16 protein-coding genes are annotated in these 15,574 nt (G+C 46.7%); 1 reads left to right on the forward strand and 15 read right to left on the reverse strand.

All coding sequences use genetic code 11. The features are described 5' to 3' along the window. Positions 1 to 2 precede the first annotated feature (2 nt). From EFA47_RS08290 to EFA47_RS08335, 10 genes are all read right to left on the reverse strand, one after another. The gene (locus EFA47_RS08290; RefSeq protein ID WP_122642843.1) at positions 3 to 536 is read right to left on the reverse strand and encodes a Holliday junction resolvase RecU; all 534 of its coding nucleotides are present in this window, start codon (positions 534 to 536) and stop codon (positions 3 to 5) included. After that, positions 508 to 1,503: an RluA family pseudouridine synthase gene (locus EFA47_RS08295; RefSeq protein ID WP_122642844.1), complete on the reverse strand. Its 996-nt coding sequence runs from the start codon at positions 1,501 to 1,503 to the stop codon at positions 508 to 510. Before EFA47_RS08295 ends, EFA47_RS08290 begins: the two co-directional genes overlap by 29 nt. A 111-nt stretch (positions 1,504 to 1,614) precedes the next feature. Continuing rightward, complete coding sequence (locus EFA47_RS08300) at positions 1,615 to 2,193, reverse strand: hypothetical protein (protein WP_122642845.1); 579 nt, start codon at positions 2,191 to 2,193, stop codon at positions 1,615 to 1,617. A gap of 13 nt (positions 2,194 to 2,206) precedes the next feature. Next, positions 2,207 to 2,974: an SDR family NAD(P)-dependent oxidoreductase gene (locus tag EFA47_RS08305; protein WP_122642846.1), complete on the reverse strand. Its 768-nt coding sequence runs from the start codon at positions 2,972 to 2,974 to the stop codon at positions 2,207 to 2,209. Further along, complete coding sequence (locus EFA47_RS08310; protein WP_122642847.1) at positions 2,971 to 4,941, reverse strand: YgiQ family radical SAM protein; 1,971 nt, start codon at positions 4,939 to 4,941, stop codon at positions 2,971 to 2,973. Before EFA47_RS08310 ends, EFA47_RS08305 begins: the two co-directional genes overlap by 4 nt. A 32-nt stretch (positions 4,942 to 4,973) precedes the next feature. Then, positions 4,974 to 5,645 carry an HAD family hydrolase gene (locus EFA47_RS08315; RefSeq protein WP_122642848.1) on the reverse strand — a complete coding sequence of 224 codons (672 nt, stop codon included), beginning with the start codon at positions 5,643 to 5,645 and terminating at the stop codon, positions 4,974 to 4,976. After that, the gene (locus EFA47_RS08320; RefSeq protein WP_122642849.1) at positions 5,639 to 6,349 is read right to left on the reverse strand and encodes a pseudouridine synthase; all 711 of its coding nucleotides are present in this window, start codon (positions 6,347 to 6,349) and stop codon (positions 5,639 to 5,641) included. Before EFA47_RS08320 ends, EFA47_RS08315 begins: the two co-directional genes overlap by 7 nt. A 91-nt stretch (positions 6,350 to 6,440) precedes the next feature. Next, a complete protein-coding gene (locus EFA47_RS08325) occupies positions 6,441 to 7,895 on the reverse strand; it encodes an RsmB/NOP family class I SAM-dependent RNA methyltransferase (protein ID WP_122642850.1) in 1,455 nt (484 codons plus the stop codon). A gap of 65 nt (positions 7,896 to 7,960) precedes the next feature. Continuing rightward, positions 7,961 to 8,866 carry a M23 family metallopeptidase gene (locus EFA47_RS08330; RefSeq protein ID WP_235853238.1) on the reverse strand — a complete coding sequence of 302 codons (906 nt, stop codon included), beginning with the start codon at positions 8,864 to 8,866 and terminating at the stop codon, positions 7,961 to 7,963. A 59-nt stretch (positions 8,867 to 8,925) separates the two neighbouring features. Further along, a complete protein-coding gene (locus EFA47_RS08335) occupies positions 8,926 to 10,368 on the reverse strand; it encodes an aminoacyl-histidine dipeptidase (RefSeq protein ID WP_122642851.1) in 1,443 nt (480 codons plus the stop codon). Between the two features lie 123 nt (positions 10,369 to 10,491). Between EFA47_RS08335 and EFA47_RS08340 the strand changes: the two genes are divergently transcribed. Continuing rightward, positions 10,492 to 11,421: a transporter gene (locus EFA47_RS08340; RefSeq protein ID WP_122642852.1), complete on the forward strand. Its 930-nt coding sequence runs from the start codon at positions 10,492 to 10,494 to the stop codon at positions 11,419 to 11,421. Here the strand turns inward: EFA47_RS08340 and EFA47_RS08345 are convergent. The 5 genes from EFA47_RS08345 to recG form a co-directional block, all read right to left on the reverse strand. Next, a complete protein-coding gene (locus tag EFA47_RS08345; RefSeq protein WP_122642853.1) occupies positions 11,407 to 11,997 on the reverse strand; it encodes an ATP synthase subunit B family protein in 591 nt (196 codons plus the stop codon). The two genes, EFA47_RS08340 and EFA47_RS08345, sit on opposite strands and share 15 nt — an antisense overlap. Next, positions 11,981 to 12,490, reverse strand: a complete 510-nt coding sequence (gene coaD / locus EFA47_RS08350; protein WP_122642854.1) for a pantetheine-phosphate adenylyltransferase — start codon at positions 12,488 to 12,490, stop codon at positions 11,981 to 11,983. The genes EFA47_RS08345 and coaD overlap by 17 nt, the downstream gene beginning before the upstream one ends. Beyond that, entirely contained in the window at positions 12,484 to 13,053 is a 570-nt protein-coding gene (rsmD, locus tag EFA47_RS08355; RefSeq protein ID WP_122642855.1) for a 16S rRNA (guanine(966)-N(2))-methyltransferase RsmD, read from the reverse strand. Before rsmD ends, coaD begins: the two co-directional genes overlap by 7 nt. Positions 13,054 to 13,143: 90 nt before the next feature. Next, a complete protein-coding gene (locus EFA47_RS08360) occupies positions 13,144 to 13,350 on the reverse strand; it encodes an alpha/beta-type small acid-soluble spore protein (RefSeq protein ID WP_122642856.1) in 207 nt (68 codons plus the stop codon). A 151-nt stretch (positions 13,351 to 13,501) separates the two neighbouring features. Next, a complete protein-coding gene (recG, locus tag EFA47_RS08365; RefSeq protein ID WP_178043440.1) occupies positions 13,502 to 15,565 on the reverse strand; it encodes an ATP-dependent DNA helicase RecG in 2,064 nt (687 codons plus the stop codon). Positions 15,566 to 15,574 lie beyond the last annotated feature (9 nt).

Below are 15,574 nucleotides of genomic sequence, written 5' to 3' on the forward strand. Positions count from 1 at the left end.
TGTCAATCCCTGGCATCCAAATCCTTCTGGATATAATCCAAGTATGGGACAAAGCAGCCATTCTTAAGTCCCATAAAGTAACCGGGGGTTAATTCTTCATATCGAAAGCTTTTACGGCCTCCATCCTGTGCACGTTTCCAGAAATGCTGTATTTCCTCAAAACGCATATAATATAATTCGTTGCTGCTGCTATAATAAATAAGCAGAAAAGAGATGCCCTTCTGGCGCTCAAATTTCTCCATAAATATCATCTGGTGTTCATGGATATTCTGCAGCGGGAAGGTCCTGGTGCTGCACTCTTTTGCATCGAAACAGACTGGGATCCCCTGTACTGCCCCAATGTAATCAACTGTGCTGATCTTGTCAAAATAAGCCAGTGTAATATGCCGCCTCTCTTTATCAATCCTCACAGGCGTGATAGGGGTAGGGATCTTCTGTATCAGAGCCAGCCCCATTTGTTCATATCTCTCATTTGTGCGGTTAATCAGATCTTCCAGCGTAGAACCTCTAAGGCCCCTTGAATTCCATGTTGCCATTCTTCCAAACTCCTTTGTCCTCTGCAATTTTCTGGAAAATGAAGGGAGGTTCTGCACAAAATTCTTTTCCTGAAAGGCCGGACAATATTCCTTCGGATACTGGAAATACTATGCGGTATGCATGAAGAAGCTGGTGCTTAAGCCCATAGGCAGCTTTATACATATCATTTAGCTCCCTCTCCCCATATTTATAATCTCCGATTATCGGATGTCCGTGGGAGGCCAGATGGGCCCGGATCTGGTGGGGTTTCCCCGTAAGTAACTGAACCTCCAAAAGTGTGGCGTCCCCCCTGGCATACAAGGGCCTGTATTTTGTCTCTATAAAAGAGGATTTATCTGTCCCATCCTCTGTAATATGTACCTTGTTTGCCCCAGGATCCTTTGCTAAAAATCCCCGGATGTGTGCCGGTTTCTTTACCTGCCCTGCGGTTAAGCATAAGTAATACTTTTCCAGCCTCCGCTCCTTAAAACAGCGGCTGAGCTCCCGCAGGCCGTCCAGGCTCTTCCCTGCCGCAATCAGGCCGCTTGTATTCCTGTCCAGCCGGTTACAGACTGAGGGTTTAAAGGTTTTAAGGTCCTGCCCGCATAACTGCCCTGACTTGACCAGATATGTAATGAGGTGTTCCACCACAGATACATCTGACGGAGCAGCCTTTTGTGACAGCATACCGGCTGGCTTGTTGATCAGGAGGATATTTTTGTCTTCATAAATAATATCCAATTTCTCCTCTGTGAGGCAGATCCCAGGACCAGAAAACCCGGCAATGGTTTCATCTGATAAGAATAGTTTTACCACATCCTGGCTCTTAAGCCTCTCATTGCCCGTTGCTTTCTTATTGTTCAGGGTAATATTCTTTTTCCGCAACATCTTATACAGAAAACTCTTGGGAGCCTTGTCCATATATTTAGCCAACAATTTATCCAGCCGCTGCCCGGCTTCATTTTCAGCAATCGTAATCTGCTGCATGGAAACATCCTTTCTAAACGTTTCATTCCCCGCATACCTGCCGCCCCTTTGCCTGGCAGGGCCAGTATGGTTGGGTACCTTTCTAAAACAACTTTCAATTTACAGATTCAGTCACATAGAGATATTTAGTATTATATGTGCAATTTCTTCTTCCTGCCTGCGGGTATCTGCTTTTTCCACAGCGGCAATAGAGTCAAGTCCCTCCACTCTTGCCAAAAATGCAGTATAATTATTTAAAAGTTTTACAGACACATCCCCAATCTGGTTCTGGCCCAATATATTTTTTACATGCCCTGCCGCATATTTGAGGTCCACCTTGTCGCTGCCTGTATACCCGAAAACATTCTTCCCTGATATTACAAAACACTCTATGGGCATAATTTTTTCCCTGCTTGTGAGTATCATATCAAAAATAACCGTAATATGCCCTGTCCTTAAGAGGATCTCCTCTGCTCTGACTGCAGGAATGGACGGGTATGGAAAACGTGTGATCACGCCTACCAGCGCCTTGGATGCAGGGAGGCAGCCAAGGACTGCCACCACTGTCAGCAGGTTCAGCCTTGTATGTGTCTGGCTGTAGCCAATGAAGAAAATAGCTGCCACCAGCGCAAAATAAACAGCCGTGCGGATGATCTCTATTCTTTTTTTATAATCCAGATAGCCAAACTTTCCTTTATCTACTTTTTTCATTCTGCCTTTCTCCTCAGTTTTTTCCCATCATTTCTATTTTTACTAAGAGCTGCTCAGGCAGAAGGCCAGCGGCCAGCCTGGCTGCTTTTATGGAACAGCCATAGACCGATACCGGCTTTCTTTTTCTCACGTCTTTCAGCGCCTTTTTTACAACCAGGACAGGATCAGCCATAACCAGCTTCTTCCATGGATTTGTAAGGCGGCCCGAAACAGTAAAAAATTCTGTATTGACTGGTCCCGGGCAGACTGCTGTCACAAAAATTCCTCTTCTTTTTAATTCCGCCCCCAGCGCCTGGGAAAAGCTCAGCACATAGGCTTTTGTAGCTGCATAGACGCTGAAAAATGGCTGAGGGCAAAAAGCTGCCGCCGAGGCCAGGTTCACAATCCGGCTCCCATGGGACATCCTGGGAATACAGATCTCTGTGATTCGTGTCAAAGCCGTACAGTTTAAGCTTATCATTTCTGACTGTGCTTTTGGTTCCCGGCCAGAGATATCTGTAAGGGCCCCTGTCTTGCCAAATCCTGCAGCATTGACCAGTATGCGGATATCCGGCTTCTCTGTGCGGAGGGTTCCCTCAAGCTCACTGAATACTTCTTCCCTGAGAAGATCCCCTTCAAAAATCCTAAGGGGGACGCGTACATCTTTTGCCAGCGCCGTAAGGCGTTTCCCTCTTCTTGCTGTGACCCATATTTGGTCCAATCCGTGGTAAAAATAAGGAAGCTGTTTTACAAATTCTCTGCCTAACCCTGATGAGGCGCCGGTTACAACTGCAATTTTCATCTTATTCCCTTCTTTCCAGCATACGTCCCGGCATATTTTTCAGTCCGGCCGCGATTATTCCGTATTGTTCTCTTCTTTCCCTGCCCCTTATGCCCTTCTTTGCCATACTTCCTTTTACTAGTATTTGTTTTTGTATGTGTCCCTCTGCCTCCGCCTTTTTCTGCTGCAAGCTTGCGCGGCTTTATGAGACATTTTCTGTCAAATCCCACAAGATCCATCCTGCCCGCCTTTTTTAAGGCTTCCATGACCAAATCATAATTCTTTGGATTGCGGTATTGGATCAAAGCCCTCTGCATGGCTTTCTCATGGGGATCTTTGGGCACATAGACCCTTTTCATTGTCCTTGGATCCAGTCCTGTAAAATACATACAGGTTGAAATGGTGGATGGGGTGGGGTAAAAATCCTGTACCTGTTCCGGCATATATCCCAAATCACGGCAGTATTCTGCCAGCTTAACGGCAGCCTTCATATCTGACCCTGGGTGGGAGGACATCAGGTACGGAATCAGAAACTGCTTTTTGCACAGCTTTTCATTTATGTGCTTAAACTGCCCCGCAAATTCTTTATATACATTGTGCGCAGGCTTCCCCATCATCTGCAGCACCTCATCTGCCACATGCTCAGGAGCCACCTTAAGCTGCCCGCTTACATGATATTCACATAGCTCTCTTAAAAATGTCCGGTCAGGGTCAGCAAGCAGATAATCAAACCGTATGCCGGAACGGATAAAGACTTTTTTTACCTTTGGGATTTTGCGCAGCTTCCTCAAAAGCTCCACATAATCCCTGTGGTCTGCCCTTAGGCTTGGGCAGGGTTTTGGAAATAGGCACTGCCTGTCCGGACAGGCGCCATGTGTACGCTGTTTTTTACAGGAAGGCTGCCTGAAATTCGCAGTAGGCCCGCCTACATCGTGGATATACCCCTTGAACCCCGGGTCCTGGGTGAGGATCTGAGCCTCCCTCTGCAGGGATTCGTGGCTTCTGGACTGGATAATCCTGCCCTGATGGAAGGTCAGCGCACAGAAGCTGCAGCCTCCAAAACATCCCCGGCTGCTTGTCAGGCTGAATTGGATTTCCTGTACTGCCGGCACCCCTCCTGCCTTCTCATAGGAAGGATGGCAGGCACGCATATAGGGAAGTCCATAGATGTCATCCATATCAACCGTGTCCAAAGGTTTGGCCGGAGGGTTCTGCACAACATAAAGATGGCTGCTGTAGGGTTCTGCCAGACGTTTTCCTGAAAATGGGTCTGTATTTTTATATTGGGTATAAAAGCTCTCAGCATAAGCTTTTGTGCTTCCCTTTACCTCCTCAAAGGAGGGAAGGACACAGGCGTCATACACAAAGTCCAGACTTTTGGTTTTTACTACAGTCCCATCTAAATAAGTCAAGTCTTCTATAGCCATGCCCGCGTCCAGCGCCTCGGCAATCTCCACAATTGTGCGCTCCCCCATCCCATAGGAAATCATATCAGCTCCAGCATCCAGGAGAATGGAACGTTTCACCTTATCTGACCAGTAATCATAATGTGCAAGCCGCCTTAAGCTTGCCTCAATCCCTCCCAGTATAATAGGGGTTTCTTTATATGTCTGCCGGATCAGGTTGCTATATACAACAGCCGCATAGTCAGGACGTTTCCCAGTCACGCCTCCTGGTGTATAGGCATCCTGCCTGCGCCGCTTTTTAGAGACAGAATAATGGTTTACCATAGAATCCATATTGCCCGCGCTGACCAGAAAAGCAAGGCGGGGTTCGCCGTACTCGGCAATACTTACAGACTGCTTCCAGTCTGGCTGTGATATAATGCCCACCCGGTAGCCGTGTGCCTCCAGGACCCTGCTGATAACAGCATGTCCAAAGGATGGATGGTCTACGTAGGCGTCTCCTATGACGTAAACAAAGTCTACACTGTCCCATCCCCTGTCGAGCATATCCTGTTTACATAACGGCAAAAACCCCTGATTCATCCTTTACCTCCCAGAAGACAGGGGCACTCCCCCTATCTGCAAATTTCATAAGTATGGTTTGGTATATCATAATAATCATATATAAAATAATCGGCTAACTTTTTCTTTTCAGCCTCATCCGGCCTGGAAAACAGGTCATCCACAGCACATACTTCCATGCCTGCGTTTTTACCTGCCTCAATACCCCGGGGTACATCCTCGAATACAAGACATTCCTGTGGGCGCACCTGAAGATCTTTTGCAACCTTTAGGTATACGTCCGGGGCAGGTTTGCCTGCTGACACCTCGCAGGATGTCCTCACAGATTTAAAAAACGTATCCACCCCCAGAGCCTTCAGGGCCGCGTCAACCAGCTCCCTGGCATTGCTGGTGGCAATTCCCAGGGCAATTCCCCTCTTCCGCATATCTTCTAAAAACCCAAGGGCCCCCGGCTTTAGGGGAACACGGGTAGTATATAATTCATAAGTCATATCCCGCCATTCCCTGCGTACATCATCCAATGTACAAGGAAGGGTGGGAAAGGTATCCAAGAAATATTGTGCTGTCTCCGTATAGCTCATCCCTTCAATCGCCTTATGGAAATCCACAGGCGCCGTAAGATTATATTTTTCCATATACTGTACATCCACCTCTGGCCAAATCCACATAGAATCCACCAGGGAACCGTCCAAATCAAATATCACAGCTTTCTTATTTTCTAACATAATTTATCAATCTCTTCCTTTGTCAATTCTCTGTAAGATCCTGGTTCAAGAGAAGGATCCAAGGTAAGTCTGCCCATGCTTAAACGCTTCAGATAGACCACTTCCTTACCCACGGCGCGGAACATCCGTTTGACTTGATGGAACCGCCCTTCCTGGATAGTCACCTCTGCCTCCGACAATTCACCAGATTTTATGATAACCAGCCTGGCTGGCATAGTTCTTTTCTCATCACCGATATCCAGGCCTTCCTCAAATCTATTTACATCTGCTTCTGTCAGCTTTCCGGATACCTGTGCATGATATACTTTATCCACATGCCGCGAGGGGGCTAAAAGCTTGTGTGCAAGGGCGCCGTCATTGGTGACCAAAAGCAGGCCTTCTGTATCTTTGTCAAGCCTCCCCACTGGGAATAAGTCTTTGCGCCTGGGACTCTCGATGAATTCCACCACACACTTATCCTTCTTGTCTTTTGTGGCGGAAACAACACCGGCAGGCTTATACAGCATATAATACTCATACCGGACGTAACCCACATCCTGCCCCATAAATTCCACCTTACTTTGGGCAGTATCTATTTTAGTTTCAGGGCGTTTTATGATAACTCCGTCTACAGAAACCTGCCCTTTTATAATGGCCCTCTTTACTTCGCTGCGGGTACCAACCCCCATATCCGCCAGCCACTTATCTAATCTTAATTTCCCCATATAACCTCCCGGCCTCCCAGCAAACATACCCTTACCGCAAACAGGTGTCTCCGGCAAAAAAAGTCAGTTCAGGCGGCTGTTCCCTGCCTTCTTAAGACTGCCAGCGCCAGCCAGGCAGATATTTGTTTTTCAAGGTCTGGCCCGATACTTTTCCGAATCCCAGGGAGTATCCATCCACACACACAAGATACCAACCCTTTTCTTTATCAGAAACCAGATCCCCCACGTCCAATGTTTCCCCTTTTAAGTATTTCTTTACTCTTACATCTGTCAGGGGAAAGTCTAACACTTTTTTATACTCCTGCTTTTTCAGACACATGGCCAAAGCCTGGCTTGGCTCGAAACGGTTCTTTTTCAATTCCCCCATCAAAAGACCTGACCTAAGAAACCTAAGTCCTCTGAGCGCCGGAAGTCCTTCCGGCATATAATAGACTCTTTCCCCCTGGATAGACAGCTGTGTCCCCTCAAAAATCCTGGCCACATCTTCAAAAAATTCGTTCAGGCTATCTGGGAGATTTCTTACATTATATCCCCCGCCCCAGGGGGTGCCTTTCCTGTGTCCCCTTCCAGCCAGAGTTTCCGGCCGGGACGCCTGGATGGCAGCTCTACCTTCCCCGCTATCCTGGCCTTCACCGGCAGCTTTTTTAAGCAGCGCCAGATAATGTCCCTCCCCTTTCATCTTATGGGGAAATATGCGCACAGTCTGATTCAGCTCCTTTAGGCCCCCCTCAGAACAGGCTGGCAGTCCAGGTGAAAACCCTTCGAAAGGAGTCATAGGGCAGATTTCAAATGAAGGGCACTTGGACAAAAGGTATTCCACAGTCCTTTCATTTTCCAGAGGGTCAAAGGTACAGGTTGAATATAAAAGCATGCCTCCAGGCTTCAGCATCTCTCCTGCCTGGATGATAATACTCTGCTGTATCTTTGAAAAGAAATCAGGTCCATGCTCTTCCCAGGCCCTTATCATTTTTTTGTCCTTGCGGAACATGCCTTCCCCGGAACAGGGGGCGTCTATCAATATCTTATCAAAATATTCCCGGAAAAATCCAGTGAGTTTCCCCGGCTCTTCACTGAGCACCAGCATATTGCTAATTCCAAATAATTCCAGGTTTTTCAGCAAGCCTTTTGCCCTGGAATTGCTGATGTCATTTGCAACCAACACGCCCTGGCCCTTCAGCCTTGCGCCCAGTTCCGTGGCCTTCCCGCCGGGAGCCGCGCAGACATCCAGTACCCTGTCCCCCGGCTCAACAGGAAGCCGGTCAGCCGGGGTCATGGCGCTTGGTTCCTGAAGATAGTATAATCCTGCAAAATAATACGGATGTTTTGCAGGCTGAACCGTCTCCCCGTCATAATAAAATCCATTCTTAATCCAGGGAATGGGCGTAAGAGGCCAGGGTGCAATTTTTAAGAAGTCTTCTACTGTAATTTTATTTGTATTGACGCGTAGCCCATAGTGCCTCGCCTCATCAAAGCACTGGAGGTATTCCTTGTATTCTTCTTCCAACAGGCCGATCATTTTCTCTTCAAATGCTTTTGGTAAATTCATTTCATTTCCTCCACACGAAAGTGATTATAGCATAATTCCCGCCAAAAGACCAGCGCACTGTAGAATCAGTAAGCACATTTTAATTTTCTGCTTTCCAGGTATTTTAGAACCCAGTAGGGATTCACACTGACCTCTTGGTCATTGTGAAAAATATATATACCTACATGGAGATGCACTGGGAAATTGCCTGTGGTCCCTTCGGTCTTACTATAGCCGGTATCCCCCATATATCCAAGGATGTCCCCTGCACTGACTGTATCTCCTTCCTGAATATCGGCGTAGGAATCCATGTGGGCATAGTAAAAATACGCCCCTCCCGGCGCCACAATGCCCAGTCTCCAGCCACCCTGCTCCAGCCAGCCTTTATGCCGTACAACACCGTCTGTCATACTGACAACAGGGTACAGGCCCCTCTCATTTTTGTCCGCCATGATGTCTGTCCCCTCATGTCCTCTTTTTCCGCCATAATTCCGCTCATACATCCAGGAGTCCACAAAGGACACGCCTTTTTCCTCACGGCCTGATGACTGGGGTACAGGAAAATACCGGACATCATTCCATATTCCCCTGCATGCAGAGACATAAGATTCCCAGCCATCCCGGGAAACCCATTTATGTTCCAGCTTTTCAATCCCCTCTTCATCCAGATTGACAGAAAGGCCTTTTCTGTGGAAGTCTGTGTCCAGCCAATAAAGACCCAGGATTTTCCCTGGGTCTTTTGTCGCCTGTATGCTGCTAAGTATTCCCTCATCCATGGCCTGCCTGCGAAAAGCATCCGTGGCGGCAGTTCCCTCATTCAGCCTGGCATATCCGCCGGCTGTAAGGAGATTCTGTATGCCTATAGTGAGGAAAAATGCTGCAAGCAGATTAAAAACTATGTAATGTTGTATCTTATTACTGCCTCTTCTTGCCTTATACCTAAAAGTATGCCTGGCTCCTCTCTGATAACAGAACTTTTGTTTTAGTTTCAAAAATTGACAACACCCTTTTCACTGCAATATTTTTTACAATATATGCCGGTATGGATGTCCTATTTGCATTCCTTCAGAATTTCCTTGAGCATATTCCAGGTTCTCCATGTAGACGCAATATCCAGCCGCTCATTCACTGAATGGATATCGTACATATTGGGGCCAAAGGAAACACAGTCCAGCTCCGGCTTCTTGCCCGAAAGCAGCCCACATTCCAACCCTGCATGTACAGTGGAGATTTTTGGCTCTTTGCCATATACTTTTTCAAAAACTTCTGCCACAATAGGGCGGATTTTAGAATTTTCTTTATACATCCACGCCGGATAAGCTCCGGAAAGCTCACAAGTCCCCCCAAGGAATTCTGTCCAGCTGTTCAGAGCCTCCTTAATCTCTTCCAGCTTAGATGACACAGAACTACGGATCAGCAATACAAAGGAAACCATATTCTCCTCAGATGTAATAACCCCAAGATTATCTGAGGATTCCACCAGTCCCTTCAGGGAACGGCTGAAGCCATTGACTCCGTCAGGGCAATTTGCAATAAAAAAGACAACCTTTCTCATATCTGCATCAGACAGGACACTCTTTTCAACATTCTCCGTTTTCTCCACTGTAATATCCAACTCGGGTTCATCTGCACCAAATTCCATTTTCCACGTATTCAGCATGTTCTCGATGATCATCTCTGCTTTTATGCTGTCATGTACAATAATCGTAAAGCTGCAGGATGAAGGGATAACATTGTCCTTAGCCCCGCCCTTGATGTCAGCGAGGAATATATCCATATTCTGGTTCAGGCGGTTCAAAAGCCGTCCTGCCAGCTTATTGGCATTCCCTCTCTGCTGGTCAATCTCAATGCCGGAGTGGCCGCCCTTGAGGCCATGGATCCTTACGTCCAGGCAGCTTCCCGCCACGGTCTTTCTGCCCACGGGCAGATTCATACGAAAACTCAGGCCGCCTGCGCATCCTGCAATAATTGTGTCCTCACAATCTGAATCCAGGTTTAAAAGCATCCTGCCGTTTAGAGGTGACAAATCGATCCCCTCGGCCCCTCCCATGCCAACTTCTTCATCCACCGTAAATATAGCTTCCAATGGGGGGTGGGGGATATCCTGGCTGTCCAAAAGTGCCATGGCCATGGCCACGGCGATGCCGTCATCTGCCCCCAGAGTGGTATCCCTGGCCTTCACAAACCCATCTTCAATATACAGCTTTAGAGGGTCTTTTGTAAAATCATGTACAGACTCCGGGGTTTTCTCGCATACCATATCTAAATGCCCCTGAATGATAATCGGCTCACTCTCTTCGTACCCTTCTGTCCCCGGCTTTTTAATGATTACATTATTCAGGGTATCCTGGATGGCCTCTAGGCCCCTCTCCTCAGCAAATTTAACACAGTAATCGCTGACTGCCTTTGTGTTGAATGTCCCCCTTGGAATCCGGGTCAGTTCCTCAAAATAGTGAAACACTTCCTTTGGTTCCAGCTCTTCTAAAATCGGCATCTTTCATTCCCCTTCCTTATATCAGTTATTGCTATCATTTTGTCACAGCGGGCATAAAAAATCAACCTGTTTCATATATCTTTATTAACATTTATTCGGCCAAATCCAAAGGAGAGCTTATCTATGAAACATACCCTGGCTGGAGTCGGTATTGTCATACTTTTTGCCCTCATGCTGGTTTTTCCGAAAGCTGTTTTCAACGGGGCCAGCGAAGGCCTCCTCCTCTGGTTCCAAATTATCCTGCCTACTCTTTTCCCCTTCATCCTTGTCACAAATCTTCTCATATGTACAGACAGCATCCACTATATATCCAGCGCTTTCGGGAAAATACTGTGCAGAATATTCAGGGTCTCCGAAAACGGGAGCTTCGCAGTTATCACTGGTTTCTTATGCGGCTACCCTATGGGGGCCAAGGTGACGGCAGATCTGATTGCCTCTGGCTACATCACCCAGTCAGAGGGACGTTATCTGCTCTCTTTCTGTAATAACACCAGTCCTGTATTCATATTGAATTTTATTGTGTGGAAAACCCTGGGCAAAGAGGAACTCCTTCTGCCTTCCCTTCTAATCCTACTGGGCACCCCTGTGCTCATGAGTTTTATATTCAGAAGGTTATATTTAAAAAAGGAACATGCGTTTCCCACTTTAAAAAAAGCGGCTGATGGGAAAAAAGCCTGGAACTTCCAGATGATTGACAAGTGTATCATGGGCGGCTTTGAAACTATCACAAAAGTGGGGGGATATATTATTCTTTTTTCCGTTATACTGACTCTGTTTCAGTCTGTCACATTTCTGCCAAAGCCTCTGGCATATATGCTTCCTTCCCTGGAAGTCACCAACGGCATTGCGATCCTGGGAAAATCCACGCTGCCTTTTTCCATACAGTATCCCGCCATAATCGGACTGACAGCTTTTGGGGGATTTTGTGCCGCGGCACAGACACAGTGCATGATACAGGGAACGGGCCTGCCACTTATGCATTACATAATACAAAAACTGGCTACTGCAACAGTAGCCAGCCTGATATCCAGTCTTTATTTATATTTCCTCTGACCCTTCCTGGGAGGGATAATCTGCACTGCCCTCCTCTGTGACAGACAGCTCCGCACGGTTGGTACGGACCGTATTGAAACATTCCTCCAGGGAATTGATTAATCCATCGTACTTTGTCGTATAGCTGTCAAGAGTATGCCCGATAATACTCTCGGCATTGGCAAGAAGATCGTCTGTGTACTGAATAGCGCCGATGCGGATTGCATTCGCATCTTCTGTGGCGTTATCAAGGATCTCCTGAGCCTGGGCCGTAGCCTGTGTCACAATCTCATTGGCCTGGGCGTACGCCTGCTGCATAATCTCATGCTCACTGACCAGCTCTGTTGTCTGCACCTGGGCCTCCTCGATCATGGCATCTGCCTTTGCCTGAGCATCTGCTAAAATAGCATCCCGGTTATTAATAATTTTCTGGTATCTTTTAATTTCATCTGGGGTTTTCATCCTGAGTTCACGCAGTAACTCGTCCAAATGTTCTTTATTAACGATGATCTTCGTAGTTGACAGCGGCTGGAACTTACAGTCCCTGTCAATGTACTCTTCGATCTCTTCGATAATCTGCTCAATGCGGCTGCTCATAGTTACACTCTCCTTTTGCTTTCGTCTTTTTCTCCAATTCCACCGCTACAGCCTCCGGCACAAACTGTGAAATATCTCCCCCAAAAGCTGCTATCTCCTTGACGGTCGTGGAACTTAAGTAGGAATATTCAATACTCGTTGTCAAGAACATCGTCTCAACACTCGGTTCAAGCTTATGGTTTGTCTGCGACATCTGCAGCTCATATTCAAAGTCAGTAATGGCCCTCAGTCCCCGGATTACCACATCTGCTTCTTGCTGCCGGGCAAAGTCAATCAAAAGTCCTTTAAAAAGAACTATTTTGACATTTGTCAAGTCTTTTGTCACTTCCTTTAACATTTTAACACGTTCTTCTACAGAAAACAACGGCATTTTCGCATTATTATTCAGCACCCCTACAATTAACTCATCCACAATTTTGCAGGATCTTCTGATAATATCAAGGTGCCCGTATGTAACCGGGTCAAAGCTTCCCGGGTAGATAGCTCTTAACATATTTCTTCCTTTCCGGCTTTCTCAATAAACACATGCTTATTCGTCTTGTATATTTTCTCTTTTACTAAAATGAACCCCATATCATCCAGATAAGAAAAGTCTGTATCCCTGGATGCCTCCACAATGATAACTGTATCTTCATACACCATTTTGGAACCTGACAGGTATTCCAGCACCTTTCTCTCCAGCTCCCTGCCATAGGGCGGATCCATAAAAATAAAGTCGAATACCTTCTCCCCCTCCAGATGGTACAATGCTGCCATGGCATCCTTAGTCACGGTAAGGGCCTTGCGTTCCAGTTTCGTAAATTTTAAATTTTCTCTTACATAGTCCATGACTCTGGGACTGTTCTCTACAAATACAGCCTCTTTTGCACCTCTGCTCAGCGCTTCTATACCGATACCGCCGCTTCCGCAGAACAAATCTAAAAATATACTGCCATAGATCCCCGGCGCGATCATATTGAATAATGTTTCTTTGATCCGGTCTGTGGTGGGCCTGGTATCAAGGCCGTCTGGTGTCTTTAGTTGTAATCTTTTTGCACTTCCTGCAATTACCCGCATCTGCTGCACCTTCCATTTTCTAACTATGCTGAATTTTAGCAGAAAAAAGCACTCAGGTCAATCCCAAGTGCTTTTTCTAACAAAAATTGCTTATTTACCAGCCATCTGTCTTTCCTGCTGTTCGATCATTTTCTTAACCATATAACCACCAACAGAACCATTCTGCTTAGAAGTTAAGTCACCGTTGTATCCGTCTGTAAGCGGAACACCGAGCTCGCTTGCTACCTCATATTTAAATTTGTCCAGGGCACTCTTAGCCTCTGGTACGGCTGCACGATTAGATGAACGATTTGCCATGATAAATTTCCTCCTTTTTGTAACTTGTTTTCATATTTTTTTGCAACACTGCTTTCGTGTTACAACCATAGTATATGGAGGAATTCATCTTTTAAACTGGAAGTTCCTGCCTCCTTTAGCGGTTTTTGTAAACAAAATAAGAGGGAAATTCCTAAAGGGTAGATTCCAGCATAATTTCAGATATATAACAGTCAAGCTGCTGTTTTAACTTTTTATTTTCTTCTAAAAGCATGTCCGGGTCATGCCCTAACAGATGCTCTGCAGCTTCATTTGCCATCTGTAATATTTTCGCATCCTGAAATACATCCCCCAGTTTGAAGTCCAGAAGCCCGCTCTGCCGGATCCCAAATAGATCTCCCGGTCCCCGCAGGCGCAGGTCCTCCGACGCAATAAAAAAGCCATCGTTGGAGCGGTTCAGTATGTCCAGCCTTTCTTTTGTCTCTTCTGCCTTTGAGGCGCTCATAAATATACAGTAGGACTGATGCCCTCCTCTTCCCACACGGCCTCTGAGCTGGTGAAGCTGCGCCAGGCCAAAGCGCTCTGCATTTTCAATCAGCATAACCGTGGCGTTGGGGACATCAATACCTACCTCTATGACAGTAGTGGACACAAGTACTTGTATCTCATTCTGGCTGAAAGCTTCCATAATCCTGTCTTTTTCAGCCTGCTTCATCCTGCCATGGAGATAGGATACCTGAATCCCTTCTCCCAGCGCCTCCCGGAGGGACTCTGTATATCCAATGACATTTTCCGCCTCCAGATGTTCGCTGTCCTCCACCATAGGGCAGATAACATAACACTGCCTGCCTGCGGCCGCCTGTTTTTTCATAAACTTATATGCTGTATTTCTATATCCGGTATCCACCACACAATTTTTAATAGGAAGCCTATTTTGCGGAAGCTCATCAATCACTGATATGTCCAGGTCCCCATAGAGGATGATTGCCAGTGTGCGCGGGATGGGAGTGGCACTCATGACAAGAATATGGGGAGCCGTGCCCTTTCCCGCCAGTTTTTCTCTCTGCTTTACTCCAAAACGGTGCTGCTCATCTGTCACTACAAGAGCCAGGTTTTGGTACTGTACCCTTTCCTGTATCAGGGCATGAGTGCCTACAATGATCTGCACTTCCCCCGAGGAAATACGTGTGTAGGCGCTGCGTTTTTCTTTTGCGGCCATAGATCCAGTCAGCAATTCCACCTTAAGGGGAATCCCATATTGCGAGAGCATAGACTGTATATTCTCGTAATGCTGCCTGGCCAAAACTTCTGTGGGGGCCATCAGCGCTCCCTGGAAACCATTCAAACCGGCAAACATAAGGCCTAACAGGGCCACAATTGTTTTCCCAGAGCCTACATCCCCCTGGACAAGCCGGGACATGGCGTGGGGGCCCAGCATATCTTTCTTTATATCATCCCATACCCTTTTCTGTGCGCCAGTCAATTCATAGGGAAGGGACTCTAAAAACTGGCCAATAGCCGGCTGCCTCTGGAACGTAAAATGGTTTGCCGCCTTGCCCTCCCTTGTTTTCAAACTTCTGATGGATAAAATAAAAACAAGAAATTCCTCAAACACCAGCCTCTGCCTGGCTTTATAAAACTCTTCTTTATTCTCAGGAAAATGAATGCCCTTGACAGCATAATTGTATTCGGCCAGATGATACTTAAGCCGAATACTCTGAGGAAGAAAATCCTGTCTCAGGTCCAAATATTCTAAAGACTGCATGACGGCCTTCTTCACAGCGTTATTCGTCAGGCCCGCGGTCAATGGGTAGACAGGCTGCAGAGTATGCCGTTTCTCTTCATATTTAGAGCTTGGATAAAATATTTCCGGGTGTTCCATTACTAGGCCGTCCCTCTTGCAGACGATCCTGCCCCTGAGAGTGATCACGCCTCCCTTTGCCAGAGTATTCCTTAAAAAGGGCATCCTAAACCAAATCACTTTCAGCGTCCCTGTCAGATCACGTATATGCATAGCTGTAATCTGCATATTCCTGCTCCCGCTTACCTGCACTCTTCCGAAAATGGCTCCGGTAACTGTGACAGTCCGTCCCTCCTGCGCCTCACTTATGGGAACTGGATCCTCATACACATCATACCCTCGCGGATAATAGCGCAGCAGTTCCCCCACTGTGCGTATCCCGGCCTTATGGAACAAGGATTCCGTCTTCTCCCCAATTCCTTTTAATGTACTGATTTTAGAATACTCATCTATCATTTTCCACCC

Source organism: Luxibacter massiliensis (assembly GCF_900604355.1).
GTDB lineage: Bacteria > Bacillota > Clostridia > Lachnospirales > Lachnospiraceae > Luxibacter > Luxibacter massiliensis.